Source organism: Mesorhizobium sp. CNPSo 4684, from assembly GCF_057784315.1.
Map to the genome: position 1 here is coordinate 1 of NZ_JBWLUX010000006.1, position 25,657 is coordinate 25,657.

29 protein-coding genes are annotated in these 25,657 nt (G+C 63.1%); 6 read left to right on the plus strand and 23 right to left on the minus strand.

The genetic code is table 11. The features are described 5' to 3' along the window. Positions 1–42: 42 nt before the first annotated feature. The 3 genes from plsX to AC04SG_RS06820 form a co-directional block, all read right to left on the minus strand. Positions 43–1,113: a phosphate acyltransferase PlsX gene (gene plsX, locus AC04SG_RS06810; protein ID WP_192253291.1), complete on the minus strand. Its 1,071-nt coding sequence runs from the start codon at positions 1,111–1,113 to the stop codon at positions 43–45. 144 nt (positions 1,114–1,257) lie between these two features. After that, positions 1,258–1,806 carry a YceD family protein gene (locus AC04SG_RS06815; protein WP_488550396.1) on the minus strand — a complete coding sequence of 183 codons (549 nt, stop codon included), beginning with the start codon at positions 1,804–1,806 and terminating at the stop codon, positions 1,258–1,260. 23 nt (positions 1,807–1,829) lie between these two features. Next, positions 1,830–2,372, minus strand: a complete 543-nt coding sequence (locus tag AC04SG_RS06820) for a ubiquinol-cytochrome C chaperone family protein (protein ID WP_488550397.1) — start codon at positions 2,370–2,372, stop codon at positions 1,830–1,832. A 115-nt stretch (positions 2,373–2,487) separates the two neighbouring features. Here AC04SG_RS06820 and AC04SG_RS06825 point away from each other — a divergent pair, with 115 nt between their 5' ends. Beyond that, positions 2,488–3,000, plus strand: coding sequence for an outer membrane protein assembly factor BamE (locus AC04SG_RS06825; protein ID WP_246691392.1), 513 nt, complete (start codon positions 2,488–2,490; stop codon positions 2,998–3,000). Between the two features lie 107 nt (positions 3,001–3,107). On the opposite strand, the gene AC04SG_RS06830 is transcribed toward AC04SG_RS06825, so the two are convergent. Then, a complete protein-coding gene (locus tag AC04SG_RS06830) occupies positions 3,108–4,121 on the minus strand; it encodes a helix-turn-helix domain-containing protein (RefSeq protein ID WP_488550398.1) in 1,014 nt (337 codons plus the stop codon). Positions 4,122–4,324: 203 nt separating this feature from the next. On the opposite strand from AC04SG_RS06830, the gene AC04SG_RS06835 reads away from it, so the two are divergent. Further along, complete coding sequence (locus tag AC04SG_RS06835) at positions 4,325–5,245, plus strand: LysR substrate-binding domain-containing protein (RefSeq protein WP_488550399.1); 921 nt, start codon at positions 4,325–4,327, stop codon at positions 5,243–5,245. A 111-nt stretch (positions 5,246–5,356) separates the two neighbouring features. Here AC04SG_RS06835 and AC04SG_RS06840 read toward each other — a convergent pair whose 3' ends face one another. Continuing rightward, the gene (locus AC04SG_RS06840; protein ID WP_352589315.1) at positions 5,357–7,498 is read right to left on the minus strand and encodes a sodium-translocating pyrophosphatase; all 2,142 of its coding nucleotides are present in this window, start codon (positions 7,496–7,498) and stop codon (positions 5,357–5,359) included. Between the two features lie 343 nt (positions 7,499–7,841). Between AC04SG_RS06840 and AC04SG_RS06845 the strand changes: the two genes are divergently transcribed. Together AC04SG_RS06845 and AC04SG_RS06850 are read left to right on the plus strand one after the other, a co-directional pair. Further along, positions 7,842–8,042 carry a type II toxin-antitoxin system HicB family antitoxin gene (locus tag AC04SG_RS06845; protein WP_488550400.1) on the plus strand — a complete coding sequence of 67 codons (201 nt, stop codon included), beginning with the start codon at positions 7,842–7,844 and terminating at the stop codon, positions 8,040–8,042. Further along, a complete protein-coding gene (locus tag AC04SG_RS06850; protein WP_488550401.1) occupies positions 8,039–8,245 on the plus strand; it encodes a type II toxin-antitoxin system HicA family toxin in 207 nt (68 codons plus the stop codon). The genes AC04SG_RS06845 and AC04SG_RS06850 overlap by 4 nt, the downstream gene beginning before the upstream one ends. A gap of 11 nt (positions 8,246–8,256) precedes the next feature. Here the strand turns inward: AC04SG_RS06850 and AC04SG_RS06855 are convergent, their stop codons facing one another. The 7 genes from AC04SG_RS06855 to ribH form a co-directional block, all read right to left on the minus strand. Then, complete coding sequence (locus tag AC04SG_RS06855) at positions 8,257–9,006, minus strand: ABC transporter permease (RefSeq protein ID WP_488550402.1); 750 nt, start codon at positions 9,004–9,006, stop codon at positions 8,257–8,259. Further along, positions 9,003–9,941, minus strand: coding sequence for an ABC transporter ATP-binding protein (locus AC04SG_RS06860; protein ID WP_488550403.1), 939 nt, complete (start codon positions 9,939–9,941; stop codon positions 9,003–9,005). The genes AC04SG_RS06855 and AC04SG_RS06860 overlap by 4 nt, the downstream gene beginning before the upstream one ends. Further along, the gene (locus AC04SG_RS06865) at positions 9,938–11,101 is read right to left on the minus strand and encodes an ABC transporter permease (protein ID WP_488550404.1); all 1,164 of its coding nucleotides are present in this window, start codon (positions 11,099–11,101) and stop codon (positions 9,938–9,940) included. Before AC04SG_RS06865 ends, AC04SG_RS06860 begins: the two co-directional genes overlap by 4 nt. 286 nt (positions 11,102–11,387) lie before the next feature. Then, positions 11,388–12,299 carry a glycine betaine ABC transporter substrate-binding protein OsmF gene (gene osmF / locus AC04SG_RS06870; RefSeq protein ID WP_488550405.1) on the minus strand — a complete coding sequence of 304 codons (912 nt, stop codon included), beginning with the start codon at positions 12,297–12,299 and terminating at the stop codon, positions 11,388–11,390. A gap of 155 nt (positions 12,300–12,454) precedes the next feature. After that, a complete protein-coding gene (locus AC04SG_RS06875; protein WP_488550406.1) occupies positions 12,455–13,684 on the minus strand; it encodes an MFS transporter in 1,230 nt (409 codons plus the stop codon). Beyond that, the gene (gene nusB, locus AC04SG_RS06880) at positions 13,681–14,172 is read right to left on the minus strand and encodes a transcription antitermination factor NusB (RefSeq protein WP_488550407.1); all 492 of its coding nucleotides are present in this window, start codon (positions 14,170–14,172) and stop codon (positions 13,681–13,683) included. Before nusB ends, AC04SG_RS06875 begins: the two co-directional genes overlap by 4 nt. Continuing rightward, positions 14,169–14,663: a 6,7-dimethyl-8-ribityllumazine synthase gene (gene ribH / locus AC04SG_RS06885; protein ID WP_488550408.1), complete on the minus strand. Its 495-nt coding sequence runs from the start codon at positions 14,661–14,663 to the stop codon at positions 14,169–14,171. The genes nusB and ribH overlap by 4 nt, the downstream gene beginning before the upstream one ends. Before the next feature lie 224 nt (positions 14,664–14,887). Between ribH and AC04SG_RS06890 the strand changes: the two genes are divergently transcribed. After that, the gene (locus AC04SG_RS06890; protein ID WP_488550409.1) at positions 14,888–15,535 is read left to right on the plus strand and encodes a glutathione S-transferase family protein; all 648 of its coding nucleotides are present in this window, start codon (positions 14,888–14,890) and stop codon (positions 15,533–15,535) included. Positions 15,536–15,548: 13 nt separating this feature from the next. Here the strand turns inward: AC04SG_RS06890 and AC04SG_RS06895 are convergent, their stop codons facing one another. From AC04SG_RS06895 to AC04SG_RS06945, 11 genes are all read right to left on the minus strand, one after another. Further along, positions 15,549–16,166: a riboflavin synthase gene (locus AC04SG_RS06895; protein WP_488550410.1), complete on the minus strand. Its 618-nt coding sequence runs from the start codon at positions 16,164–16,166 to the stop codon at positions 15,549–15,551. Between the two features lie 64 nt (positions 16,167–16,230). Continuing rightward, positions 16,231–17,352, minus strand: a complete 1,122-nt coding sequence (gene ribD / locus AC04SG_RS06900) for a bifunctional diaminohydroxyphosphoribosylaminopyrimidine deaminase/5-amino-6-(5-phosphoribosylamino)uracil reductase RibD (RefSeq protein WP_488550411.1) — start codon at positions 17,350–17,352, stop codon at positions 16,231–16,233. 2 nt (positions 17,353–17,354) lie between these two features. After that, positions 17,355–17,849: a transcriptional regulator NrdR gene (nrdR, locus tag AC04SG_RS06905; protein WP_023669351.1), complete on the minus strand. Its 495-nt coding sequence runs from the start codon at positions 17,847–17,849 to the stop codon at positions 17,355–17,357. A gap of 247 nt (positions 17,850–18,096) precedes the next feature. Further along, complete coding sequence (locus tag AC04SG_RS06910) at positions 18,097–18,684, minus strand: hypothetical protein (RefSeq protein WP_488550412.1); 588 nt, start codon at positions 18,682–18,684, stop codon at positions 18,097–18,099. Positions 18,685–18,763: 79 nt separating this feature from the next. Beyond that, complete coding sequence (gene glyA, locus AC04SG_RS06915; protein ID WP_488550413.1) at positions 18,764–20,077, minus strand: serine hydroxymethyltransferase; 1,314 nt, start codon at positions 20,075–20,077, stop codon at positions 18,764–18,766. Between the two features lie 175 nt (positions 20,078–20,252). Beyond that, the gene (locus tag AC04SG_RS06920) at positions 20,253–20,399 is read right to left on the minus strand and encodes a hypothetical protein (protein ID WP_488550414.1); all 147 of its coding nucleotides are present in this window, start codon (positions 20,397–20,399) and stop codon (positions 20,253–20,255) included. Positions 20,400–20,600: 201 nt separating this feature from the next. After that, complete coding sequence (locus tag AC04SG_RS06925) at positions 20,601–21,854, minus strand: L,D-transpeptidase family protein (RefSeq protein WP_488550415.1); 1,254 nt, start codon at positions 21,852–21,854, stop codon at positions 20,601–20,603. A gap of 338 nt (positions 21,855–22,192) precedes the next feature. Continuing rightward, a complete protein-coding gene (locus AC04SG_RS06930) occupies positions 22,193–22,570 on the minus strand; it encodes a hypothetical protein (protein ID WP_488550416.1) in 378 nt (125 codons plus the stop codon). A 190-nt stretch (positions 22,571–22,760) separates the two neighbouring features. After that, the gene (gene ldtR, locus AC04SG_RS06935) at positions 22,761–23,276 is read right to left on the minus strand and encodes a transcriptional regulator LdtR (protein WP_112562982.1); all 516 of its coding nucleotides are present in this window, start codon (positions 23,274–23,276) and stop codon (positions 22,761–22,763) included. Positions 23,277–23,479: 203 nt separating this feature from the next. After that, positions 23,480–23,902, minus strand: a complete 423-nt coding sequence (locus AC04SG_RS06940; RefSeq protein ID WP_488550417.1) for a DUF6163 family protein — start codon at positions 23,900–23,902, stop codon at positions 23,480–23,482. Next, positions 23,899–24,936: an enoyl-CoA hydratase/isomerase family protein gene (locus tag AC04SG_RS06945; RefSeq protein WP_488550418.1), complete on the minus strand. Its 1,038-nt coding sequence runs from the start codon at positions 24,934–24,936 to the stop codon at positions 23,899–23,901. The genes AC04SG_RS06940 and AC04SG_RS06945 overlap by 4 nt, the downstream gene beginning before the upstream one ends. 193 nt (positions 24,937–25,129) lie before the next feature. Here AC04SG_RS06945 and AC04SG_RS06950 point away from each other — a divergent pair, with 193 nt between their 5' ends. Then, positions 25,130–25,636 (plus strand): pyridoxamine 5'-phosphate oxidase family protein, encoded by a 507-nt coding sequence (locus AC04SG_RS06950; protein WP_488550419.1) that lies wholly within the window; start codon positions 25,130–25,132, stop codon positions 25,634–25,636. The last annotated feature ends 21 nt before the right edge of the window (positions 25,637–25,657 follow it).

The following is a 25,657-nucleotide window of genomic DNA, read 5'->3' on the forward strand; positions in this document are numbered from 1 at the left end:
GCACCGGTGCCGCGCACGACTGATCTGATCAAAGTGTCTTTCCTATTCCTTTGCGTCGACGGCGGCGTCGGCTTTCCTGTTTGCCTGGGCATGCGGATTGCGCGCATGAAACAGATCGAGATCGGCCTCGATGCGGTCGATCAGATTGTTGCGCACCATATCGTAGCCAAGCTCGATCGCTGCTGCAAAACCATCCGAATCGGCACCGCCATGGCTTTTTACCACGATGCCGTTCAGACCCAGGAAGACACCGCCATTGGAGCGGCCCGGATCGAGCTTTTCGCGCAGGCGGTCAAAGGCGCCCTTGGCGAAGACATAGCCGATCCTGGCCATCAGCGTGCGACTCATCGCGGCGCGCAGATAGCCTGAGATCTGGCGCACCGTGCCTTCCGCCGTCTTGAGCGCGATGTTGCCGGCAAATCCTTCGGTGACGACCACATCGACCGTGCCCTTGCCGATGTCGTCACCCTCGACGAAGCCGTGATAATTCATCGAAGCCATGTTGGCCTCGCGCAGCATGCGCCCGGCTTCCTTGACCTCTTCCTGGCCCTTGATCTCCTCGACGCCGACATTGAGCAGGCCGACTTTCGGCCGGTCGATGCCGAACACCGAACGCGCCATGCCGGTGCCGAGAATGGCAAAATCGATCAGCTGATGCGCATCGGCGCCGATCGTGGCGCCAACGTCCAGCACCACGCTCTCGCCGCGCAGCGTCGGCCAGATCGCCGCGATCGCCGGGCGGTCGATGGTGGCCATGGTGCGCAGGCAGAATTTCGACATCGCCATCAGCGCGCCGGTATTGCCGGCCGAAATGCAGGCCTGCGCGCTGCCAGATTTGACCGCTTCGACCGCCTTCCACATCGACGACTTCCAGCGGCCGTGGCGCAGCGCCTGGCTTGGCTTGTCGTCCATCCTGACCGCGATCTCGCAATGGTGGAACTCGCTGATCTCGGCCAGTTTGGGGAATTTGGCGAGCTCGGGGCGCACCATCTCTTCGCGCCCATAGATGACGAAGCGGATGTCGGGACGCCTGACAGCGACCGTCATGAGTGCCGGGATGACCACGTTTGGCCCGTGATCGCCACCCATGGCATCGATGGAAATCCTGATCACGCGGTCTTTATCTCACTAGCTTGGGCCAGGGCGCATGGCCCGCGAAATACGAAACTCGCGAAATAAGGGGGGCTCGCGAAGGTTCGGGGAAAATAGCGGTTTTGGGCTGCCGCACAACCGACTTTTCTCGGATCGCATCCTGTTTTAGGATTTTCCAAGCAAGGATCGCAGCTTTTGCTGGAATTCGTTCTCGACCGGCTCGTCCGGGCCAGCCGCCTCGAGCGAGGCGCCGGACTTGCGCGGATAGGGATCGATCGCCAACCCGAAGAACTGTTCGGCGAGCGCGCCGACGTCGATTGTGTCGCCGGAAAAGGTTTCCGGGCTGTCGGGCCCCTCTGCATCGATCAGTATCTCGCCGCCGCCTTCGAACCCTTGGCGCCCGAGCTTGGATTGTTCCGGCAGGAACAGCGCCTCGACCTCCTCGTCGATATGGGCCGCGACCGGCTCGAGGGTGACGATGCAGGCCTGGGTGATATCAGCCTCGACGCGGCCACTGACCTTGACGCCGTTGCGCTTCCACGGCGCCACCAAAAGCTCAGCACGGTAGTTTTCGACCGAAAGCAACTTGTGCTCCTGCGCAAGCGCCGCCCGCTGCGCGGCGTCGGCATCGATCATCACCGGAAGGCCTTTGTGCGGCAGGCGACCGACGTTCGCCTTGAATGACACCGGGCTCGACGTGTCCGCCTGTTTCATCTCAGCCTCCCTCTTGATTTCCTTCATTGCGCCTTGGCGACGGGAAACGCCACCGTGCCGGAGAGGATCGACTCGGACGGCTGTGCCGCAAGCTGCCTTGCGGCATCGATCACATAGGACGCCAGCGGCACGGCCTGCGGCCAAGCGCCGGCGTCGGGCCTGACATTGCGCGCCAGGGCGGCAGCAAGCGCATCGCTATCACTGCGTTCCAGCGCATCGTCATAGGCGGCGGTACGGCCGTAGAACATTTTCGCCAGCCTCTTCATGCGCTTCGGCACCCCGACATCGCCAACGCCCAGTTCCCGCAGCGAATGCTCGACATCGAGAAAGAACTCGTCGATCAGCACCTGTGCGACCTCTAGCGCGACACCCTCTTCACCGCGCAGCCTGTGCTGAAACAGGAACATGTGCAGCGACAGCATCTCGAAACGGCCGAGCGGCGTGTCCGGCACATTCCAGTCGGAATAAAAAACAATCTGCCGCGCCGCTGCCACGATTTGTGCGTAAAGCGCCTCGGTGATAGCGCGGTTGGCGTTGCGTTCGCGGCCAAAAAGGCGCTGGAACATTGAGGGTGGTCTCCTGGGGACCGTTTGTTTGAATTGGCCTTGTTGCATCGGCAAGCAAGCTGGTTTACCGGTTTTGCCGCCCAGCGCAAGTTGCGGTCAGCTAATGGAGTTGTTGTTGCGCGCGCTGAAATTCAAGTCGACTTTGCTGCCCGGAGCTACCGCGGCGGTTTCGCTGGTGTTGGTGGCTTCCGCGCTGTCAGGCTGCAATTCATCCAAAATGTTCGGCGACCTTACCCCGGGCGAGACGCTGACGCAGGGCTATGTCATCGACCAGCAGGCGGTAGACTCGGTGCCGGTAGGCTCCAGCCGCGAACAGGTGCTTCTGGCGCTCGGAACGCCGTCGACGACGGCAACTTTCGACAATGAGGCCTTCTATTACATCTCGCAGACGCGCAAGCGCTATGTCGCCTTCGACAAGCCGCACCTGGTCGACCAGAAAGTGCTGGCGGTCTATTTCGGCGATGACGGGCGTGTCACCCAGATCGCCAATTACGGCCTGAAGGACGGCAAGATCTTCGACTTCGTTTCGCGCACCACGCCGACCGGCGGCAAGGACCAGAACTTCCTCAGCCAGATCATCAATGGCGCCAGTAAGCTCGCGCCCGGCATCCCCGGCGGCGGCGCCTAAGAAGCGGCCGCTTCCTCCAAGATTTTCTCGCTTTTGCTTCCCTCGAAGCAACATCATCTCAGGCGACCAAAAGCCCGCGGGAGATCCTGCGGGCTTTTGTTTTGAGGTCACGTCGCCGCCTCGCCCGTCGCGCTTTGCCGCGCTTGACCGGTTCGGCCGCCAGGCTCCAGCGGGGCGTGTTGCACAGCCACGCTCTGCCGCGCTTCCGACGGTGTCATGCCGAAATGGCGGCGAAAGGCGTGATTGAAGGTCGACAGATCGCCGAAGCCGGCATCGAAGGCGATGGCGCCAATGGTGCGATGGGCAAGGCGCGGATCGGCCAGCTTCCGGCAAACCAGTGCCAGCCGGCGGCCAAGCACGAATTGCGAAAGCGATGTGCCCTCACCCTCGAACAGCTTTCTGATATAGCGCGGGCTGACGCGATGGCGTCCGGCCAGCGCGTCGGAGCCGACGTCGCCGGAAGCCAGATTGCTTTCGATATCGGCTTTGATGGCGCGCAGCCGCGCCGCGCGTATACCGCGGCCTGCGGCGACCTCGGTGGCTTCCTGCGTTGCCCCGATGCTGACCGCAACGAGGTCCTGTATGTAATTGGCGGCAAGGTCCGGCTCCTGCATCAGCAGGCGCACATAGCTGGCCAGCAGCGAGAATTTTTCGCCCACACATGATATCGGCGTCATCAGGGCGGCATCTGCGTTCGCGGCCATGGGCCCGAGGGCAGCCTTCGGAATGGTGATGAAGAGATGATGCGACATCGCTCGCTCGATCACATGCGGGTCGCAAGAGGACAGAAGGATTGCCTGGCCGGCCTCGATGCTGGTCTCGCGGCCGAGATGCGAGAAGGTGGCAGCTCCTTCGAGACACATGAAGAAAATGTAATCATCTGTCCCCTTGTCCATGGCCCGGGAACGGGTGGTGCGGAAGGCAGTGGTCCTGGAATCGGAAACGCCGACGCCAGGCAACCGCAGGATCGTGGCGTCGGAGAGTTTTTCCTCCGCGACGTTGAAATCCGTTTCAGTCACCACCCGGCGCAGCAGGTCGCAGTAGACGCCACGCCATTCGGCTCGCGGCCACTTGGCGCTCGAAAAGCGCGCATCGGCAAACTCAGATGGTCGAATAGTCATGGGGCACTCCCAAGCGATTGTCATCGTTTCACAGTCGTTCGTGGTCGAGGCTCGTTCAATGAACGGCCTCTCATTCCGACGGCGGCAATCGGGGGGCAGTGGATGGATACAATGATTTGCGGACCTGGACAAAAGACCATTTACGAGGCTATGGATGAGTTATGTTCATCCATGCCGAACCGATGGGATCGGGGTAGCGCCAAATGACGAGACGGCTTCCACAGCTGGAATCCATTCGGGCTTTCGAGGTCATCGCACGGCTGGGCAGCTTCAAACGCGCCAGCGAGGAGTTGAATGTCACGGCGAGTGCGCTCAGCCATCGGATTGCCGACCTTGAAGCCGATCTCGGCGTGCTCCTGTTCACCCGCCATGTCCGCCGCGTCGAGCTGACGCTTGAAGGTGAACGGCTGGCGGCGGGGGTGCGGCGCGCCTTGCTCGAGATCCAGAGCACGATCGCCAGCGTGTCGCGCAGCGAGCGGACGCGATTGCGGGTCACCGCCATTCCCTCGCACGCCGTGCGCTGGCTGGCGCCGCGTCTGCATAGGTTTCGCAAAAAGCATCCCGAGACGGAAATCGACATCAACGCCGATCTTGCGGTCGTCGACCTTTCGCAGCGAACCGTCGACATCGCCTTGCGCTTCGGCGGTGGGCACTATCCGGCCGTCGAGACCGAATGGCTGATGGCCGACGCGATCTTTCCCGTTGTCAGTCCCGACTATCTCGCCGCCAACGGTCCGGTCAGAGACCAGCACGACGTGCTGCGACTGTTTCGCATCCTCGACACCACGGCCGAGAACGACGAGAGCGGCGCCAATTGGCGCCACTGGTTCGAGAGGAACAATTTGCCGTTGGATACGGTTGGCGACGGCATGAATCTGAACGGAACTTTGCTGGCGGTCGAAGCGGCGGCGAGCGGACTTGGCGTTGCCATTGCGAGGAAGTCGCTGGTCGAGAACGATTTGCGCACCGGCCGGCTCGTCCGTCTCCTGGCAACGGACATACCGACGAACTGGAATCACTATGTGCTCATCCACCCGTCCATCTCGGCGTGGGAGCCTGCCAGATCGTTCATCAACTGGCTGAAGGCGGAAGCCGGCGATAGCGATGGCGCTCGCAAATCTTGACGCAGACCGGATACGACGGGACTGAAGCAGCCTTCCTGCGTCAGTCAGCAGCTCATAAAAAAAACCCGCGGGATCGCTCCCGCGGGTTTTTCCTGAAGCAGTGGCGTTGCCTCAGCCGTGCGCGAGCACGGCCAGCAGCAACAGCGCGACGATGTTGGTGATCTTGATCGCCGGGTTGACCGCCGGACCGGCGGTGTCCTTGTAGGGATCGCCGACGGTGTCGCCGGTAACCGAAGCCTTGTGCGCTTCGGAACCCTTGAGGTGCTTGACGCCGTCCTTGTCGACAAAACCGTCTTCGAACGATTTTTTCGCGTTGTCCCAGGCGCCGCCGCCCGAGGTCATCGAGATGGCGACGAACAGACCGTTGACGATGACGCCGAGCAGCGATGCGCCGAGGGCGGCAAAGGCGGATGCCTTCGAGCCCGAGATCAACAGCACACCGAAATAGACGACGAGCGGCGCCAGCACCGGCAGCAGCGACGGGATGATCATTTCCCGGATCGCCGCCTTGGTCAAAAGGTCGACGGCACGGGCATAGTTCGGCTTGGAGGTGCCGGCCATGATGCCCGGATCCTCGCGGAACTGCTTGCGCACCTCCTCGACGATAGCGCCCGCCGCGCGGCCGACGGCCGTCATGGCGATGCCGCCGAACAGGTAGGGGATCAGGCCGCCGAAGATCAGACCGGCGACGACGTAGGGGTTGGAGAGGTCGAAGGAGATGTCGCCCATGCCCTGGAAGTAGGGATATTTGTCGCCATTGGCGGCAAAGAACTTCAAATCGTTCGAATAGGCGGCAAACAGCACCAGCGCGCCGAGGCCGGCGGAGCCGATGGCATAGCCCTTTGTCACCGCCTTGGTGGTGTTGCCGACCGCGTCGAGCGCGTCGGTGGAGTGGCGCACTTCCTTGGGCAGGCCGGCCATTTCGGCAATGCCGCCGGCATTGTCGGTGACCGGGCCGAAAGCGTCGAGCGCGACAATCATGCCGGCAAGGCCGAGCATGGTGGTGACCGCGATCGCCGTGCCGTAGAGGCCGGCAAGCTGGTAGGTCGAGATGATGCCGCCGACGATGACGATGGCCGGCAGCGCGGTCGATTCCAGCGAGACCGCGAGGCCCTGGATGACGTTGGTGCCGTGACCGGTCACCGAAGCCTGGGCGATCGAGTTCACCGGGCGCTTGTTGGTCCCGGTGTAGTACTCGGTGATCACCACGATGAGGCCGGTCACCACGAGGCCGATCAGGCCGCAGATGAACAGGTTCTTGCCGGTGATGGCCATGCCGGCAACGGTGCCGATCTCGCCCCAGCCGAGGCATACCGAAGTGGCGACGGCGAGGCCGGCGATCGACAGCAGGCCGGTGACGATCAGGCCCTTGTAGAGCGCGCCCATGATCGAGCCGTTGGAACCGAGCTTGACGAAGAAGGTGCCGACGATCGAGGTCAGGATGCAGGCGCCGCAGATGGCCAGCGGATAAAGCATCGTAGCACCGAGAACCGCCGTGCCGCCGAAGAAGATGGCGCTGAGAACCATGGTGGCGACGACCGTCACCGCATAGGTTTCGAACAGGTCGGCGGCCATGCCGGCGCAGTCGCCGACATTGTCGCCGACATTGTCGGCGATGGTGGCCGGGTTGCGCGGATCGTCTTCGGGAATACCGGCTTCGACCTTGCCGACGAGATCGCCGCCGACGTCGGCGCCCTTGGTGAAGATGCCGCCGCCGAGACGGGCGAAGATCGAGATCAGCGAAGCGCCGAAGCCGAGCGAGACCAGCGAGTCGATGACGATGCGGTCATTGGGCTGCAGGCCCATGGGGCCGGTCAGGATCAGGTAGTAGATCGAGACGCCGAGCAACGCGAGGCCCGCCACCAGCATGCCGGTGATGGCGCCCGACTTGAAGGCGATGTCGAGGCCGGCGGCAAGGCTGTTGGACGCTGCCTGCGCGGTACGCACATTGGCGCGCACCGAGACGTGCATGCCGATGAAGCCGGCGGCGCCCGAAAGCACGGCGCCGATCAGGAAGCCGACCGCTGCGGTGATCGAAAGCAGCCACCAGGCGAGAATGAGCACGACCACGCCGACAATGGCGATGGTGGTGTATTGGCGCGCCAGATAGGCCTGCGCGCCTTCGCGGATGGCGGCGGAGATTTCCTGCATGCGTGCGTTGCCCTGATCGGACGCGAGGACCGATCGTGTCGCCCAGATGGCGTAGAGCACTGAAAGCAAACCGCAGGCGATGACGGCGTATAGGATGGTCATTGCCGAATTTTCCTCGATTGGTGGCCCAAAAGAACCCCTCCCTGGGCCGTTGGTGCGGGGAGCGGATAAAGCCTAGGCGGAATCCGTCCTTCGCAGCGGTGTATGCGAAACAGGGCTCGGAACGTCAAGATATTGTTCGGTTTTTGCCCGGCTTTCAGCCAAAAGGGTTAGACCAGAACAGTCCCGCCGCTGATGCCTTGCTATTAGATCGATTGAAATGACGCTGCGTCATCGGGCTTGCAGCGCCAATCTGCTAGCCATGGTGAACGCGTCCGTCGGCGTTCATGCTTCTTTGCAAAGATCTCTGGGTAGCTTATCTTCAGGATTGAACCGGAGCTAACTCATGAATTTCAAAGCCGTTATCCACGAAGCCGAAGAGGGCGGGTTCTGGGCAGAGGTGCCGGCAATTCCAGGCTGCGCGACCCAGGGCGAAACCATGGAAGAACTTGTCGAGAATTTGCGTGAAGCGATCGAGGGCTGTCTATCGGTAGAGCCGCTGTCGTTCACGTCGGAACCAGGCCGGATCGTGGAAATCGCTGTTTGAAATCCATTTCGGGCAAGCAATTTGCGCGTGCCGTCGAACGGCAAGGCTGGACGCTTTTACGCATCGCCGGCAGCCACCACATCTACGGCAAGCAAGGAAGCATAGTGCGGCTTTCAATTCCTATTCATGCCAACAAACCGCTCAAAACCGGACTTCTGCGACATCTCCTGGCGCTGGCCGAGATGAACGAGCGCGATATCTGAGATCTTGCTGACTAATCCGCCCCCTGCCCCATCCGGCGCGCGGTGTAGCGCTCGATGGCCGACAGGCCGTCATAGATCAGCACTGCAAGGGCCGCCACAATCAGGCCGCCTTGCAGGACGAAGGCGAGGTTGTTGGACAACAGGCCGGCGATGATCACCTCGCCCAGCGTCTTGGCGGCAACCGTCGAGCCGATCGTCGCGGTGGCCAGGCTGATCACCACCGACAGCCTGATACCACCCAGAATGATCGGAGCGCTGAGCGGCAGTTCGACTTTGATCAGCCTTTGCCAGCCGGTCATGCCGGCGCCGCGCGCAGCCTCCATGACATTGCCCGGCAGCGTCGTCAGCCCGGTCAGCGCGTTCTCGAAGATCGGCAGCAGGCCGTAGAGGAACAGTGCGATCAGCGTCGGCTTCTCGCCGAAACCGACGGCGGGCACAGCCAGCGCCAGCACCGCCACTGGCGGGAAGGTCTGGCCGATATTGACCAGGCTGCGCGACAGCGGCAGGAATTCGGCGCCGGCTGGCCGGGTGACCAGGATGGCAAGCGCAACCGCGACGATGGTGGCGGCTACGGTAGCGATCAGCACCGTCCTGAGATGCAGCAGTGTCAGCGTCAGCAGGCTGCCCTGATTGTAGATCGCCGGCGCATTGTTTTCGGTCAGCGGCTTCAGCAGCGGCTCGAACCAGCCGGGATTGGTGACGAAGGCTATGAGCAGCACCACCAGGGCAAGCCTGAGCAGTGAAGGCAGCCAGGCTTTCATGTCGGCCTCGCCGCGCGCTTGACCAGCCCGTCGACGGTGACGCGGCCGAGCGGCTTGCCGTCGTCGCCCTTGACCGGCAGCGCCGGTCGGCCCGACCACAGAAGTTCGGCGAGCGCATCGCGCTGGCTGGCGTCACCAGGGATCGCCTCGCCTTCGGCGGTGCCCTTCTCCACGGCGTCGCGCACGCGGCCGAGCGAGAGCAGCCGGAACGGCTTTTCACTGGCGCCGACCAGGGTTTCGACGAAGGCACTGGCGGGCCTGGCCAGGATCTCTTCCGGCTTGGCGTATTGCACCAGCTTGCCGGCATCCATGACGGCGATCTTGTCGCCCATATGCACCGCCTCTTCCATGTCGTGGGTGACGAGGATGATGGTGGTGCCGAAGCGTTTCTGGATCGCCAGCAAATCTTCCTGCGCCTTGGTGCGAATGATCGGGTCGAGCGCGCCGAACGGCTCGTCCATCAGAAGCACATTGGGTTCGGCGGCGAGCGCGCGGGCGACGCCGACGCGCTGCTGCTGGCCGCCGGACAGCTCGTGCGGATAGCGCGGGCCATAGGCCTGAGGGTCGAGCTGGTAGAGCGTCATCAGCTCGTCGACGCGGGCTTTGATGCGGTCCTTGTCCCAGCCGAGCAGCACCGGCACGGTGGCGATGTTCTGCGCCACCGTTCGGTGCGGGAACAGGCCGTGGCCCTGGATGGCGTAGCCGATGCTGCGGCGCAGCTCGTAGCCCGGCAGCGAGCGGTTGTCGTTGCCGTCGAGCTTGATCACACCAGCGGTCGGCTCGACCAGCCGGTTGATCATCCGCAGCAGCGTCGTCTTGCCGGAGCCGGAGGTGCCGACGATGACGCAAACCGTGCGCGGCTCGATGACCATCGAGACGTCGTCGACCACGGTCGTTGCGTCATAGCGCTTGGTAATGCCTTCGATCTCGATCATGCCGTTTCAACCCTGCGCTTGGTGGCGGTCATTTCGATCACTGCGTCGAGGATGATGGCCGCGGCGAAGGCCAGCGCCACCGTCGGCACGGCGCCGAGCAGCACCAGATCCATCGCCGTCTGGCCGACGCCCTGGAACACGAACACGCCGAAGCCGCCGCCGCCGATCAGCGCTGCAATGGTGGCAAGGCCGATGTTCTGCACCAGCACGATGCGGATGCCGGTGAGGATGACCGGAAAGGCCAGCGGGAACTCGACGCCGAACAGGCGCTGGCGGTCGGTCATGCCCATGCCGCGCGCGGCATCGTTGGCCGCCCGTGGCACGCCGGCAAGGCCGACCACGGTGTTGGCCACCACCGGCAGCAGCGAATAGAGGAACAGAGCGACGAAAGCCGGCGCGGTGCCGATGCCTCTGATACCGAGCGCCGCAGCACCTGGAACATGCGCGGCCACCCAGCCGAGCGGCGCGATCAGCAGGCCGAACAGCGCGATTGAGGGAATGGTCTGGACAATGTTGAGCACATTGAGCACGCCGGCCCGCAACCGTTCGACGCGATGGCACAGAATGCCGAGCGGCAAGCCGACGATCACCGCCGCCGCCAGCGAGCCCAGCGCCAGCGTGACGTGCTTGGAGCCTTCGGCCCAGAAACTGTCGGCGCGGTTGCCATATTCCTTGAGGATCGACAGGCTGTCCCATTGCCCCGAGATCAACAGCAAGCCGATGGCGAGCGCCGCTATGACGAGCACCCCAACGCGGGCCAGCGGCGACAGGCTGAGCCTTGTCAGCACATCGGCCAAAAGCAGCGTGAAGGCGAAGATCAGCAGCCAGAAGCCGGAGGCCGGCGAGATGCGGGCGAAGGTGTTGCCCGCCGGCGTCAGGAAGGTGCCGGCAACGCCGATCAGGATGGCAAGGGCAACAAGCGCCACCACGCTTGCGGCAAGGCGCAAGACAAGCGGGGTCTTCAGCAAGGCAACAATTGCCGCCACCACGACGATCGCCAGCAGCAGCGGCCCGATCGTCGGGGGCAGCGCTTCGAAGATCGAACGCGCCTCGCCCGGCACGATGCGGTTGGCGCGGAAGGTGGCGAACGAGGCGAAGAACGCTGCATAGGCAACGATCGCCGCGATGACGATGCCGAGCTTGTCGAAACGAAGGGTCATGGATGCCCCTCATGAGAGGCGATTGGCGCAGGTCGGCGTGAGAGCCAATCTCCCCCCTTGCGGGAGAGATGGCCGGCAGGCCAGAGGGGGGTGTGAAGGATCGCCAGCTTTCGTCCGTCGGTTCGTTCGGAAGCAACCCTATCAAAGTCCGCAGCTGTGATGGGTTGAGGTGTCAGCGGGACAGCACCCCCCTCTGTCCTGCCGGACATCTCCCCCGCAAGGGGGGAGATCAGCAGCTTCCAGAGCGGAGCGCCTTGCACCGGTGTCACTATGAGCTACGCGCTGACTACTTCAAGAACCCGTTCTTCTTCAGGAAGTCCTCGGCGACGCCCTTGACCGGCTCGCCGCCGATCTGGACGCGGCCGTTGAGATCCTGCAGCGTGACGAGGTCGAGCTTGGCGAAGACCGGCTTGAGTAGCGTCTCGATCTCGGGGTGCTCCTTCAGCACGGCTTCACGGATGATCGGCGCCGGCTGGTAGACCGGCTGCACGCCCTTGTCATCGTCGAGCACGACTAGGCCGGACGGGGCGATACCGCCATCGGTTCCGTAGACCATGGCGGCGTTGGCGCCGTTGGTCTGGTTGGCGGCCGCGCCAATGGTCGCCGCGGTGTCGCCGCCCGACAGCGTGATCAGCTGGTCGGGCTTGAGCGTGAAGCCATACGTGGTCTGGAAGGCCGGCAGGGCTGCCGCCGAATTGACGAACTCGGCCGAGGCCGCGAGCACCACCTTGCCCCCACCCGCGACGTATTTGCCGAAATCGGAGAGCGTCGCCAGCTTGTTGGTCTCGGCAATCTCCTTGCGCAGCGCGATCGCCCAGGTGTTGTTGGCCGGCGACGGCGACAGCCAGACGATCTTGTTGGCGTCGTAGTCGAGCTTCTTGGCGGTCTCATAGGCCTTGGCGGCATCCTTCCAGACCGGATCATCGGCCTTCTCGAAGAAGAAGGCGGCGTTGCCGGTGTATTCGGGATAGATGTCGATCTCGCCGGCGATGATGGCCTTGCGCACCACCGGTGTGCCGCCGAGCTGGATGCGGTCGGTGGTCTTGATGTTGTTGGCGTTCAGCACCAGCTGGATGATGTTGCCAAGCACGCCGCCCTCGGTGTCGATCTTCGAGGAAACGACCACCTGGGCGTTGGCGGAAGCCGCTGTGATGCCGAGCGCCAATGCCGCACTGGCCAGAACCTTGACTGAAAACATTGTGAAATCCCTTGCTTTGAACCGGAATGCGGTGGCCGCATATGAGCATGGCTTCAACGCTCCGTCGGGGCACACGGTTTCATAACAACGGGCACAGACGCAATAATTTTGTGCCGTCGCCGCGATTTCCGCCGGCGCCATGCTGACAGGCCGTGTCAAGCAAGACGATCTTGGGCGCCGGCGTTGCGCAATCCGGTCAGCTTGAGCGCACCCAGCGCCACGAAGCACAGTGCGACGACCGGGAAGACGAGCCAGTTCAGCATCTCCCAGCCCCAGGCATTGTAGACCGCGCCCGACATCAGCGAAGCGAAAGCGACGGAGCCGAACAGGACAAAATCGTGGAAGCCCTGCACCTTGCTTTTTTCGGAGGGGTGGTAGCTGTCGGCGACCATGGAAGTGGCGCCGATGAAGGCGAAATTCCAGCCGAGACCAAGCAGGATCAGCGCCGTCCAGAATTGCCACAGATGCAGGCCAGACAACGCCACCGCGGCGCAACCGACGAGCAGCACCAGGCCGGCGGCGACGACGCGTTCGGCGCCGAAGCGATGGATCAACGAGCCGGTGAAGAAACTCGGCGCAAACATCGCCATCACGTGCCAGGAAATGCCGAGCGTGGCGTCATCCGTCGACAGGCCGCAGCCGACCATGGCCAACGGCGCGCCGGTCATGACGAAGCTCATCAACGCGTAGCTGCCGACGGCGCAGAACAGCGCCGCGACGAAGCGCGGCCGGGTGACGATGTCGGATAGCGGCCGAGCGTCGCTGTACGCAACTTCGGCGTGGCCGGCGGCCTTGGCCGGGATGCGAAGGAACGACAGAATAATGGCGCCGACCGCAGCCAGCACCGGGATGGCCACGAAGGATCCGGCAAACATCACGGGCGCCAGCAATTCGCGGGTGAAGATGACGATCTGCGGCCCGAGTATGGCGGTGATGATGCCGCCGGCCAGCACGAAGGAAATAGCGCGCGCCTTGAATTCCGGCGGTGCGTTATCGGCGGCGGCGAAGCGGAATTGCTGGACGAAGGCGCCGCCGACGCCGATGACCAGCAGGGCGAAAGCGAACAGCCAGAAGCTGGCCTGATACAGCGCCAACGTGGCGATCAGCCCGCCGAGTGCGGTGACGATCGTTCCGCTCATGAAGCCGCCGCGCTGGCCGAGACCGCGAATGATGGCGGCGGCCGGCAACGCGCCGAGCGCCACGCCGACATTGAAACCGGTGATCGGCGCCGTCGCCAGCGACTTGTCGGCAGCCAGCAGATATTGGCCGGCCAACCCGCCCATCGAAATGGCGATCGGCGCTGCCGAACCGATGATTGCCTGCGATGTCGCCAGGATGATCGCGGTGCGGCGCGCGTCCCTTGCGGTCCCGGCGACGACAGTCATACGGTGTCCTTGCCGCGCCCCTCGCCGCGCACCCGGCGCGATACGCGATCGAGCACGGCATTGACCAGCTTCGGCTCGTCTTCCTCGTAGAAAGCCTTGGCGATGTCGATATATTCCGAAACGATGACCGCCACCGGCACATCGTCGCGCTTCATCAGTTCGTAGACGCCGGCGCGCAGGATGGCGCGCAGCGTCGAATCGAGCCTTGATAGCGGCCAGTCCTCGGTCAGCGCCTGGCGGATGATCGGATCGATGGTCTTCTGGTTCTCGACGACGCCGGTCAGGATGGCGCGAAACCATTGCGCGTCGGCCTCGCGGTAAAGCGCGCCGTCGACTTCCTTGCCAAGCCGGAACGCCTCGTATTCCGCCGTGATCTCGAAGACGCCGCTGCCGGCCACGTCCATCTGGTAAAGCGCCTGCACGGCGGCCAGACGGGCAGCGCCACGCTTGTTGGCATGGCGCGGACCGGGCGAAGCGGGTTCGCTCACGATTGCGCTCCCAGTTGCTCTTTGAGCGCGATCATGGTGAGTGCCGCGCGCGCGGCAAAGCCGCCCTTGTCGCCTTCCGTGCGCTTGGCGCGCGTCCAGGCTTGCGCATCATTCTCGGTCGTCAGGATGCCGTTGCCGATTGGGATCGCTTCCTGCACCGACAGATCCATCAGCGCACGGCTCGATTCATTGGCGACGATATCGAAGTGATAGGTGTCGCCACGGATAATGGTGCCGAGCGCGACAAAGCCGTCATAGTCCTTGCCGCCTTCGCCCGTGCCGTCGAGCGCAAAAGTGATCACGGCTGGAATTTCCAGCGAACCGGGAACGGTGACGACGTCATAGGTCGCGCCGGCTTCGTCGAGTGCGTTCGTCGCGCCGTCGAGCAGCGCGTCAGCAAGATCGTCATGGAAACGTGCCTCGATGATCAGAAGGTGGGCCTTCTTCTTCGGGCGGATGAACGCTTTGCCGTGTTGGGATGTGCCAGCCATAAATGTCTCCGGGGGTCGCCGGTGACTTAGGCCGAAGCGGCCGCATTCGCAAGCTTTGTCCGAAGGGCCAGACCAATTTCCGTGCTACCTCGACGTCGGGAGCGGGCATTCGCGAACTGCGCCCGGTAATGAAAATAGTTCAGGACCGATGTCGACTTTCGGGAGGTACATTCGTCTTGTGATAGGAGGCGGAAGAAATTCGCCCAGGCAAGGAAACGAATGCGATGACAATCACCATCACGGCCTTTGAGCGATCGCCCGATGGCGGCAAGGGACTGGCGCGCGATACACGCGTTCGCTGGGCGCTCGAAGAAGTGGGCCAGCCCTATGAGGTTCGTCTCGTGTCCTTCGCGGGGATGAAGGCGCCTGACCATCTGGCCATCCATCCCTTCGGCCAGATCCCCACATATCAGGAAGGTTCCCTCCGCCTGTTCGAGACCGGCTCGATCGTCTTTCATCTTGCCGAGCAGCATGCGGGGCTGCTGCCTGGGGATCGCGATGCGCGGGCGCGTGCCATCACGTGGATGTTTGCCGCCCTCAACACTGTCGAGCCGCCGATCCTCGAACTGACGACGGCAAGGATATTCGAAGCCGACAAGCCCTGGAGCAAGGAGCGCTTGCCCCTGGTAACGGACCGTGTTCGCGCCCCGCTGGACAAGCTTTCGGCTCATTTGGGCGCCGCCGACTGGCTCGATGGTGCGTTCAGCGCGGGCGATTTGTTGATGGTATCCGTGCTGCTGCGGCTGAGGATGTCAGGCATCCTGGACGAATATCAAAACCTGGCTGCCTATGTCGCGCGCGGAGAAGCCCGGCCCGCTTATATCAGGGCTTTCTCTGCGCAATTTGCAGTCAACGCCCCATCAGCCAACTGAAGCCGCCTGAACGCTACAAACCCTCTTTCGCCGCCTCGACCAGGCGCGCGGCGTAGCGGGCCATGGTGTCGATCTCGAGGTTGACGCGGTCGCCGACCTTGCGCTCGCCCCAGGTGGTGACGGCCAGCGAATGGTGGATCAACAGCACGTCGAAGCGGGTGCCCTCGACCTTGTTGACGGTGAGCGAGGTGCCGTCGAGCGCGACCGAGCCTTTGGGCGCAATGAATTTCGCCAGTTCGCGCGGCGCATCCAGGGTAAAGCGCACCGCATCGCCCTCATCCTTGCGCTCGACGATCTCGGCCATGCCATCGACATGGCCGGAGACGATGTGGCCGCCGAGTTCGTCGCCAATCTTCAGCGCCCGCTCCAGATTGATCCGGGTACCGGATTTCCAGCCCATTGCTGTCGTCAGCCGAAGCGCCTCTTCCCAGGCCTCGACCTCGAACCAGCGCGCATTCGAGCCGCTGTCGGGCAGCGCCGTCACCGTCAGGCAGACACCGCCGCAGGAGATCGACGCGCCGATGGCGATGCCTTGTGGGTCGTATGCGGTGTCGATGCGCAGGCCCACCCCTTCCCTAAGCGGCCGCACCGAGGCGACGGTGCCGACATCCGTAACAATCCCGGTAAACATTAGAAATCTCTGTCTTTCAGTTTGACCATGATCTTTCCCAAAAACCGGTTCCCACTTTTTGGGATCATGGTCGTATCCATTCGGCATAGCCGTCTTCGCCGAAGCGCATCTCGCGCAACTTGCGGAACCCTGCCGGGATATGGTCGGCGTCGATGGGCGATGCAATGCCGTCCTCGCCGATCGCCTCCGGCCCCTGGAACAGCACGATGCGGTCGACCAGGCCCTCGGCGAGAAAGGCGCTGGCCACTTTGGCGCCGCCTTCGACTAGAACGCTGGCCATGCCGAGCGCGCCGAGATCCTCAAGCAGTTCCGGCAGGGCCACCCCGCCTTCATGGGTTTCGGTGCCGATGAAGCGCACGCCGGCACGCTCCAGCACCGACCGCCGCAACGGGTCGGCCTCCAGGCAGGCGGCGATATAGAGCGGCACCCGGTCGATGCCGGAGACCAGCTTCGAGGCTTCCGGCAGCCTGATCTGGCGGTCGAGCACGATGCGCGCCGGCGAGCGGTTCTCCAGCCCCGGCAGCCGCACGGTAAGCGCCGGATCATCCTCCAGCGCCGTGCCGATGCCGACCAGTATGGCGTCGGCCTCGGCCCGCATCAGATAGACTTCGCGGCGTGCAATATCGCCGGTGATGGCAACCTGGCCGGCGCCATGCATGCCGATCTTGCCGTCGCTGGAAAGCGCAAGCTTCAGAATCACTTCCGGACGCTTTTTCAGCGATCGAGTGAGATAGCCGGCCATCTGCTCGGCGGCTTGCGCGGCCAGCACCTTTTCGACCACCTCGATACCGGCGGCGCGCAGGATGGCGTAGCCCTTGCCGGAAACGCGCGGATCGGGATCGCTGGCAGCGCCCACCACCCGCGCCACGCCGGCATTGACCAGCGCATTGGCGCAAGGCGGGGTGCGGCCATGATGGGCGCAGGGCTCGAGAGTGACGTAAGCCGTGGCGCCACGCGCGAGCTCACCCGCCTCAGCCAGCGCCTCGGTCTCGGCATGCGGCCGGCCGCCGACGGCGGTGACGCCGGTGCCGACGATCATCGGCCCGGCGCCGTCATCGCGCACGATGATCGTGCCGACCGAAGGGTTGGTCGAGGTGCGGCCGGCATTTCTGCGCGACAGCCGCAGCGCTGCCGCCATGAAACGACGATCGAGAGCTTCCTGTTCAGCTTTGCCAGGCGCTGCCATGCTCAGCCGGCGTCCTCTTCGCTCTTCAGCTCGTCGCCCTTGAGCTCGTCACCTTTGAGTTCGCCCAGCACGTCATGGAAATCCTTGGCCTCGCGGAAGTTGCGATAGACCGAGGCGAAGCGGACATAGGCGACGTCGTCGAGCGACTTCAGCGCCTCCATGACGAGACGGCCGACCTCGCCCGAGGCGATTTCCGTCTCGCCGGAGCTTTCGAGCTGGCGCACGATGCCGGTCACCGCGCGGTCGATGCGTTCGGGATCGACATTGCGCTTGCGCACCGCAATCTCGACCGAGCGCAAGAGCTTGTCGCGGTCGAACGGCACTTTGCGGCCGGACTTCTTCACCACCACGAGGTCGCGCAACTGGACGCGTTCGAAGGTGGTGAAACGGCCACCGCAATCGGGGCAGACGCGCCGCCGGCGGATCGCCGCGCCATCCTCGGCGGGGCGCGAATCCTTCACCTGCGTATCTTCGGACTGGCAATAGGGACAACGCATGGAGAGCCTTCGGGTTCGCGATTCTGGCTAGATCAGGATGACGTTTGGTTGAATGACCGAATCGGTATCCTGATCTATCTCTTTGTTGAGCATGATCTTTTCCGAAAACCGGTTCCCACTTTTCGGGATCATGCTTTAGACGAGAGGCTTAGAGGTTTTTGCCGGGACGGGCAAAGGTTCGGCAAAGGCCGCTCGCTCCCTCAGAGATAGCGAGGCGCGAGGAAAATTGCCAGCCGCGCCAGATACGTCAGGGCGCGACGTCCTTGGTCGGGAAGCCGCAGGACGTTCCGAGGTTGCGGTAAGCCTTGGTGAAACCATCCATCGGGATGCTGGCGACAGTTTGCTTGCCGAACGTCACATCGAGCGAGATGACCTGGCGCATGGCACGCAGCAGCGCGAGGCTGGTCTTGGCCTGGTTGTCGACTGTCCAGCTCGGGCGGCCGGCGGCATCATTGGAATAGACCGTCGCGGAAACCTTGACGCCGGGGTCGCCGAATGTCGCCGCGATCTTCTTGCCCGTCGGTAGCTCCTTGTTGGCGACGGTGATCATGATGGCCGGATAGGCGTCGGGCGGCAGGGCGTCGCCGGTCGAGATCGAAAGCGTCAGCGTGCCCGCATTGCCGCTGCCATCGAGAAAGGCGGTAGAGGCGGCGCAGGTCTTGTGCGAATCCTGGCCGGTATCGAGCGCATCGATGATGGTGGTCCACCTGCCAAAGGTGGTGGTCGCCGGCATATCCGTGCTCGGCTGCGTCTGCTCCTGGGCAACCGCGCCCGACACAGTGAAAGCGGCAAGCGAGCCGAAGAGGGCCAGAATGGCAGGACGGTACACACGCATCATCAAATCTCCAGTAGGCCGCGCCGCCCGAACAGGAGCGGCGCGGAGCGCGGGATAAAAGACGACGCGCGGCGTGCGGTCAACCGAGATAGGGATAGAGCGGGAAGCGATCGGTCAGCGCCACGACCTTGGCCTTCACCGCCGCCTCGACCGCGGCATTGCCTTCGTCGGAATTGGCAACTTTCAGGCCATCCAGCACTTCGGCGATCAGCTTGCCGATCTCGCGGAACTCGGCCTGGCCGAAGCCGCGCGTGGTGCCGGCCGGCGTGCCAAGGCGAACGCCCGAGGTGACGAAAGGCTTTTCCGGATCGAACGGGATGCCGTTCTTGTTGCAGGTGATGTTGGCGCGGCCGAGCGCCGCCTCGGCGCGCTTGCCGGTGGCGTTCTTGGGCCTGAGGTCGACCAGCATCAGATGGTTGTCGGTGCCGCCGGAGACGATATCGAGGCCGGTTTCCTGGAGGCTCGACGCCAGCGCCTTGGCGTTGGCAGCAACGCTCTCGGCGTACACCTTGAAGCTCGGCTTCAGCGCTTCGCCGAAGGCGACCGCCTTGGCGGCGATGACATGCATCAGCGGACCGCCCTGCAGGCCGGGGAAAACGGCCGAATTCATCTTCTTGGCGATGTCCTCGTCATTGCACAGGATCATGCCGCCGCGCGGGCCGCGCAGCGACTTGTGCGTGGTGGTCGTGACGACATGGGCATGCGGCAGCGGTGAGGGATGCACGCCGCCGGCGACGAGGCCGGCGATATGGGCCATGTCGACCATCAGATAGGCGCCGACCGCATCGGCGATCTCGCGAAAGCGCTTCCAGTCCCACACGCGCGAATAGGCAGTGCCGCCGGCCAGGATCAGCTTCGGCTTGGTCTCATGCGCGGTCTTCTCGATGGCATCCATGTCGAGCAGATGGTCTTCCTTGCGCACGCCGTAGGAGACGACCTTGAACCACTTGCCGCTCATGTTGACGGGCGAGCCATGGGTCAAATGGCCGCCGGAATTCAAGTCGAGGCCCATGAAAGTGTCGCCGGGCTGCAGCAGCGCCAAGAAGACCGCCTGGTTCATCTGGCTGCCGGAATTCGGCTGGACATTGGCGAAGTTGCAGCCGAACAGCTTTTTGGCGCGCTCGATGGCCAGTTCCTCGGCGACATCGACGAACTGGCAGCCGCCATAGTAGCGCTTGCCCGGATAACCCTCGGCATATTTGTTGGTCATGATCGACCCCTGCGCCTCGAGCACGGCACGCGAAACGATGTTTTCCGAGGCGATCAGCTCGATCTCATGGCGCTGACGACCGAGTTCGTTGCGGATGGCGCCGAAAATATCCGGATCGGCATCGGCAAGCGTGGTTTCGAAGAAGGACTCGAATTTGTTCGACGCTGCCGCTGCAGTTGCCATGGCCTGAAAATCCTCCGGTTCGGGGCAATTTTATCTATGCATATCGTTGCCCCAAAACCGCTGCGCAGTTCCGGGCGACACGCATTGCCGCGCCATTAACACAGTTGTTTTGGCCTCGCCACGTTTGCGGCGCGAAATTTGCTGGCCGGATTGCGCCAGAGCGGACCCCAGGTCGCTATTTTCGCTCCTGCCGCCCCTGAAGCAAGGTTTCAGTAAGCGTGATCTCGGTAAACAGCGATCGTGCCGTATGGTCGTTGATAACGCCGCTGCGGAACATGTCGCGCTGGGCGGTGCGCTCCGCTTCGATGCCGGCGAGCCGCATCTCGAGCTCCGCCGCCCGTCGTTTCAAGACTTGAGTGAGGCGCCGGCGCCGCATATCTCCTGGATAGCTCGCCTTGGAGCCGTTCCGGCATACGCGACGCTGCCGTTCCTGCAACCTCCAAGACCGATCCGGGCCCGCGACCAGTGCCGGAACAAAAAAAGCCGCCTTGGCGGCGGCTTTTTTCCAAACGAGATCAGCCGCTTAGAGCGCAGACGTGATCTGAAGTTCTTGGGCGCCATCGAGTGCGTAGACGTCGTCGCGGAACTGCACAACGCCCGGACCCGTCGACCACGCCGACAGATAGAGGAAGTGCACCGGTACCGGGTTGACGACCTGCACAGGCGTGTTCTCACCGGTCTTGATGGTCGCCTCGAAATGCTGGCGGTCCCAACCGGGCGTGTCGCGCAGGATCCAGGTGACGAGGTCGCGCACGTTCTGCACGCGCACGCAGCCCGAGGAATCGAAACGCATCATCTTGCCGAACAGGCTCTGCTGCGGCGTGTCGTGCATGTAGACGCCGTCCGGGCTCGGGAAGTTGATCTTGACCGAGGCCATGGCATTGCCGGAGCCCGGATCCTGGCGGAAGCGGTACTTTTCAGCATCGTCCGTCGACCAGTCGACAGTCATCGGGTCGACTTCGCTGCCATCCGGCGCAAACAGGCGGATGTGGCTGTCCTTGAGATAGTCGGGGTTCTTCCGCATCAGCGGAATGATATCCTTGCGCACGATCGAGACAGGCGCGTTCCAGTAGGGATTGACGATGATCTCGTTGATCTTGGAATTGACCACCGGGGTCTGGCGGTCGATCTTGCCGACGATTGCGGTGTGGCGCAGCACCACGCGGTCGTTCTCGACCGCCTCGATCTGTGCCGCCGGAATGTCGACCAGCACATAACGGCTGCCCAGCGTGCCGGCTTTTTCGCGCAGCCGCTCCAGATTGGTCTGCAGCTGGCCGAGCCGGATCTGCGCCGAAACGTTCATCGCGGCATAAGTGTATTTGCCCATGGCGCCGTCTGCCGGCAGGCCATGGCGGGCCTGGAAGCGCTTGACCGCGGCGTCGACATAGGAATCGAACGACGTCGAAATGCCGGCGCTCTGCGCCAGGTCGCCCGAAATCATCAGCCGCTTGCGCAGCGGCACGACATCCGGATCGTCGACGCCGAGTTGCAGCTTCTTGGTCCCCGGAACCTCTTCCCAGCCGCCCTGGGCGACAATGTTCTGATACTGCGCCACGGCCTGCTCCGTGAAGGCAACCGTCTGCAGGCTGAAGATCGGCAGCGTCGAGGCGACCTTGCCGCCTTCCGAGGCGCGGGCGTCGAACTGATCATCCCAATTGCCGCGGGCCGAGGATTTCAGGATATCGTCGATGACATCCTGCGCGCTGGCGGCATTGGCGACCATGGCGACGGCGAGCGCGGAGGCTCCGGAAAGGAAAAAGCGGCGGCTGGTTCTCATCGACGTTCCAGACATTCTTGTAGCGTTTGGCGCGTAGCGTTCCGCTACTTGCTCGATCATTGGGCGATATCGCCCGCACTCTAAAGTTGGCACTGTTAACAATTAGCCAACCATGACCTGCATCACGTAGCCGTGAAAAAGCGGACCGCGATGCGACATTGCAGGCGCGCCAATGGCTTTCGCCGCTGCATCACCCGCACCCCGCTTCCACCGCGAATATGGCGGCAACGTGGCTTCGCGCCGAATTTGGACGCGCCGGCGATCTGAAATGGAATGACCGGTGCTTTTCGGCACCGTTCCCTGACTGTTCCCTCAAGCCCGAACCTAGCTGGTCCCGGTCAGTTCCTGGGGTTGCCTTCCAGCTCCGAACAACGCTGCAACACCTGGTTCTCCGGATAGCGCAACAGCTTGTTGTCATCGAGCTTGAGCAACAGCGTTCGTCTTTTGTCGACGCTTTGCTCATCGTCCGAGCAGGTCATGTCGAGAATAATGACCTCCAGGCCTTTCAACTTCTGGACTTTTTGGACGGTGCAAGCGACTTCCCACATATCTGCCGATTTGTCGGTGAACGTCACGATGGAGTCATTGTTGTCGCACGGGCTCGAGCCTTCACTGGCGAAGGCGCCCTGCCACCACTCCTGCGCAAACGCCATTTGCGACACGGCCAAGAGCATCATTGCGACCGGATAGATTTTGAGATTGTTGCCTAAACGCATGCTGTCCCCTCCGGGCGGTGAGATTAGGCCTTGCGGAGGCGAAAGCAAACCGCAGCAAGGCGCGGCGGCATGGTCAAATGGTGGTCACAGCCATGATCGCAAAAAGGACCGACGCCCCCCGGCGCCGGTCCTTCATTTGCTTTCCCCCGGCCGCGCTTCTTCTGGCGCGGCTCGCGATCCGATGTCCGGACTACATCCGATAGGCGATGGTGTCGTTCCAGAAGCGGTCGAGGCGCTGCAGCGCGCGGTTCATCTGCTTGAACTCTTCGCTGTTGATGCCGCCGACCTGTTCGATCGAGCCGACATGGCGCTCATAGAGACCGGCGACGACGTCGGCCACTTCGTTGCCTTTCGGCGTCAGCGAGACGCGGACCGAACGGCGGTCGATGCGCGAGCGCTGGTGGTTGATGAAGCCGAGATCGACCAGCTTCTTCAGATTGTAGGAGACGTTCGAGCCGAGATAGTAGCCACGCGAGCGCAGTTCGCCGGCGGTCAGCTCGGAATTGCCGATGTTGAACAGCAGCAACGCCTGGATGGCATTGATGTCGGAACGGCCGTTGCGGTCGAACTCGTCCTTGATCACGTCAAGCAGACGGCGATGCAGACGCTCCACCAGCTGCAGCGATTCCATGTAAAGCGTACGGATAGCCTCGCGGCGATCGTCGGATACGTTGGCGGTCTTCGCCGCCGGACGCGAATTGATCATTGTCTTTGCCTCTCGTTTGTCGCCCTGGTGATTTTTTGTTTTTCACCTTGATCGCGACACTATCGAATACTCATAAAATTCGACTTAAACGCTAGGGCTAACAAGAGCTTACCGGTAATAGGTTTCGGAAGACGCTTAACGAACGGTCACCCGAGCAAGGATAATTAACCTAAAGATTTAGCCAATGGCGGCGGGGCGGCGCTTCAGGCGCGCGCGGGGCGCTTCTGCATCCAGATCACAACGCGAAAGACGATGTAAAGCAGCGCCACCGCGAAGTGCGAAAACAGGATCAGCGGCCGGTGGCCGAACAGATCGGGAAAGCCGGCATACATGATGATCTCGGTGACAGCGCAGATGAACCAGATCACGGGGCCCCAGGAGGCCAGCATCCACAGGCCGGCGGCCGCGAAGGGAAAGAACACGGCCAGCGTCACCGCCGCCACCTGCCAGTGCACGGGCATCAGGTCGAAGCGCCAGAGCGGGCCGGGATAAAAGCCGATCAGCCGGATCCAGTACAGGATGCCGAACAAAAGGCAGTAGCCTGCTATGACGCGCTGGAACCAGGCGAAGATGATTTCGACGCCCGAGGGCTGCAGCACGATGCGCCGTGACGTGACCTCGCTCACAGTTCGAGCTCCCGTTCGAGCGGCGCGAAATACGCGTCGACCGAAGCCACGTCGACTTCGGCGAGGCTTGCCGGCCGCCACTGCGGCGTTGAGCCCTTGTCGACGATGACGGCGCGGATGCCTTCATAGAAGTCGTGGCCGGCCAGCATGCGGTTGAGGATGCGGAACTCCATCTTCATGCAGGCCTCCATCGACAAGGTCAGCCCGGCGCTGATCTGGCGCCAGGCGACATTGAGGCTGGTCGGCGAGCGGGTGCGGATGGTGGCCAGCGTCCTGGCGGCAAAATCGTCGGCGCCGGCCGCCCGCTCCAGGCTGGCGACGATATCGGCAAGCGAAGGTTGGGCAAAATGGCGGGCGATCGCTTCCAGCACCGGCTGGGCGGTCTCGCGCTTGGCTGGCACGAAAAAGCCGCGCAGCACCGATTCCGGGTCGCCGTTGGCGCAGAGCCGGTCGAGAAAGGCAGACTGGTCGGCCGCCTTGATGGTGTGGGTGGCCAGGCCCGACCACAGCGCATCGCCATAGCGTATGCGGTTGCCGGTCAGCGCCAGGTACATGCCGAAGCTGCCGCCGAGGTCCGGCAGCAGATGGCTGCCGCCGACATCGGGGAAAAAGCCGATGCCGACTTCGGGCATTGCGAACTGGGCATTCTCGGTCAGCACGCGCTGCGAACCGTGGAACGAGATGCCGACGCCGCCGCCCATGACGATGCCGTCGATCAGCGCGACATAGGGTTTTCCAAAACTGTTGATGCGGGCGTTGAGCCGGTATTCGTCGGCGAAGAAGTCGACCGGCGGCTTTCCAGCCCGGGCCTCATAGACGTGCATGATGTCGCCGCCGGCGGAGAACGCCCTGCCCTCGGCCTTGACGACGACGACATCGACGCCGGCATCGCGCTCAAAGGCGTCGAGCGCCTTGTCCAGCGCCTTGATCATGCGATGCGTCAGCGCATTGAGCGCCTGCGGCCGCGTCAGCGTGACGACGCCTGCCTTGCCCAACCGTTCGAAGCGGATCTCGTCGCCGCCGCCAAAATCCATCGTCAGAGATTCCCTCCCCGCGCCTGCGGGACTGAAGTGCTAAAGGTGGCGCATGGGTGCGTCAACCGGCAGCGGTCGGTTTGGATTTTGCAGTGGAACTGCCGCAGTCCTTTGCCTGTGGCCGAAATGCGGGCAAAATTGCCGGCGAAACACCATCTCAGCACCAGCCTGTTTGTGACCCAGGGGCGAAACGATGACGCTTGAAACCGCAGCGCCGGGCTATGGCTGGGAAATGCCGAAAAAGTTCGACCCGGACGATGTGCTCAGCCGCCCGCTGATGGCCAATCTGGCGACGGTGACCGCGGACGGCGCGCCGCGCAACGCGCCGATGTGGTTCGTCTGGGAGGATGATGCGATCTGGCTGCTCGGCTCAACCGAGGCAAGTGCTGTCAAACACCTCGAACGCGACGCGCGCTGCGCGGTCGAGATCGTGCATTTCGACAATGAGGCCGGCATCCTGCTGCATCTCGGCCTGCGTGGCGCGGCCACCATCGAAGCGATGTCGCCCGACCGTTTCAAACGGCTGCTGCATAAATATCTCGGCCCGGAGCCGACCTGGAACCGCTGGTTCATCGACACCGTGGCCGACATCGACCATCCGAACGGGCGCCTGATCCGACTCGCACCGGAGAGCATCTTCACCAACAATGTGTCATTCTTCAAAACCGGGCCGGAACTGGCGTGGCCGCCGAAGGCATAGCGGCGAGATCGGCTGGCACAA

What these genes read in the sequence shown, in the direction of transcription:
- AC04SG_RS06835 (WP_488550399.1), top strand. Translation starts at nt 4,325, where the DNA reads ATGACGAGACGGCTTCCACAGCTGGAATCCATTCGGGCTTTCGAGGTC.
- AC04SG_RS06855 (WP_488550402.1), bottom strand. Translation starts at nt 9,006, where the DNA reads ATGAAAGCCTGGCTGCCTTCACTGCTCAGGCTTGCCCTGGTGGTGCTG.
- ldtR (WP_112562982.1), bottom strand. Translation starts at nt 23,276, where the DNA reads ATGATCAATTCGCGTCCGGCGGCGAAGACCGCCAACGTATCCGACGAT.
- AC04SG_RS06910 (WP_488550412.1), bottom strand. Translation starts at nt 18,684, where the DNA reads ATGCGTGTGTACCGTCCTGCCATTCTGGCCCTCTTCGGCTCGCTTGCC.
- AC04SG_RS06875 (WP_488550406.1), bottom strand. Translation starts at nt 13,684, where the DNA reads ATGACTGTCGTCGCCGGGACCGCAAGGGACGCGCGCCGCACCGCGATC.
- ribH (WP_488550408.1), bottom strand. Translation starts at nt 14,663, where the DNA reads ATGGCTGGCACATCCCAACACGGCAAAGCGTTCATCCGCCCGAAGAAG.
- AC04SG_RS06920 (WP_488550414.1), bottom strand. Translation starts at nt 20,399, where the DNA reads ATGCGGCTCGCCGGCATCGAAGCGGAGCGCACCGCCCAGCGCGACATG.
- AC04SG_RS06830 (WP_488550398.1), bottom strand. Translation starts at nt 4,121, where the DNA reads ATGACTATTCGACCATCTGAGTTTGCCGATGCGCGCTTTTCGAGCGCC.
- AC04SG_RS06815 (WP_488550396.1), bottom strand. Translation starts at nt 1,806, where the DNA reads ATGAAACAGGCGGACACGTCGAGCCCGGTGTCATTCAAGGCGAACGTC.
- nrdR (WP_023669351.1), bottom strand. Translation starts at nt 17,849, where the DNA reads ATGCGTTGTCCCTATTGCCAGTCCGAAGATACGCAGGTGAAGGATTCG.
- AC04SG_RS06925 (WP_488550415.1), bottom strand. Translation starts at nt 21,854, where the DNA reads ATGAGAACCAGCCGCCGCTTTTTCCTTTCCGGAGCCTCCGCGCTCGCC.
- ribD (WP_488550411.1), bottom strand. Translation starts at nt 17,352, where the DNA reads ATGGCAGCGCCTGGCAAAGCTGAACAGGAAGCTCTCGATCGTCGTTTC.
- AC04SG_RS06845 (WP_488550400.1), top strand. Translation starts at nt 7,842, where the DNA reads ATGAATTTCAAAGCCGTTATCCACGAAGCCGAAGAGGGCGGGTTCTGG.
- AC04SG_RS06890 (WP_488550409.1), top strand. Translation starts at nt 14,888, where the DNA reads ATGACAATCACCATCACGGCCTTTGAGCGATCGCCCGATGGCGGCAAG.
- AC04SG_RS06860 (WP_488550403.1), bottom strand. Translation starts at nt 9,941, where the DNA reads ATGATCGAGATCGAAGGCATTACCAAGCGCTATGACGCAACGACCGTG.
- glyA (WP_488550413.1), bottom strand. Translation starts at nt 20,077, where the DNA reads ATGGCAACTGCAGCGGCAGCGTCGAACAAATTCGAGTCCTTCTTCGAA.
- AC04SG_RS06930 (WP_488550416.1), bottom strand. Translation starts at nt 22,570, where the DNA reads ATGCGTTTAGGCAACAATCTCAAAATCTATCCGGTCGCAATGATGCTC.
- osmF (WP_488550405.1), bottom strand. Translation starts at nt 12,299, where the DNA reads ATGTTTTCAGTCAAGGTTCTGGCCAGTGCGGCATTGGCGCTCGGCATC.
- AC04SG_RS06950 (WP_488550419.1), top strand. Translation starts at nt 25,130, where the DNA reads ATGACGCTTGAAACCGCAGCGCCGGGCTATGGCTGGGAAATGCCGAAA.
- AC04SG_RS06820 (WP_488550397.1), bottom strand. Translation starts at nt 2,372, where the DNA reads ATGTTCCAGCGCCTTTTTGGCCGCGAACGCAACGCCAACCGCGCTATC.
- AC04SG_RS06865 (WP_488550404.1), bottom strand. Translation starts at nt 11,101, where the DNA reads ATGACCCTTCGTTTCGACAAGCTCGGCATCGTCATCGCGGCGATCGTT.
- AC04SG_RS06895 (WP_488550410.1), bottom strand. Translation starts at nt 16,166, where the DNA reads ATGTTTACCGGGATTGTTACGGATGTCGGCACCGTCGCCTCGGTGCGG.
- AC04SG_RS06840 (WP_352589315.1), bottom strand. Translation starts at nt 7,498, where the DNA reads ATGACCATCCTATACGCCGTCATCGCCTGCGGTTTGCTTTCAGTGCTC.
- AC04SG_RS06945 (WP_488550418.1), bottom strand. Translation starts at nt 24,936, where the DNA reads ATGGATTTTGGCGGCGGCGACGAGATCCGCTTCGAACGGTTGGGCAAG.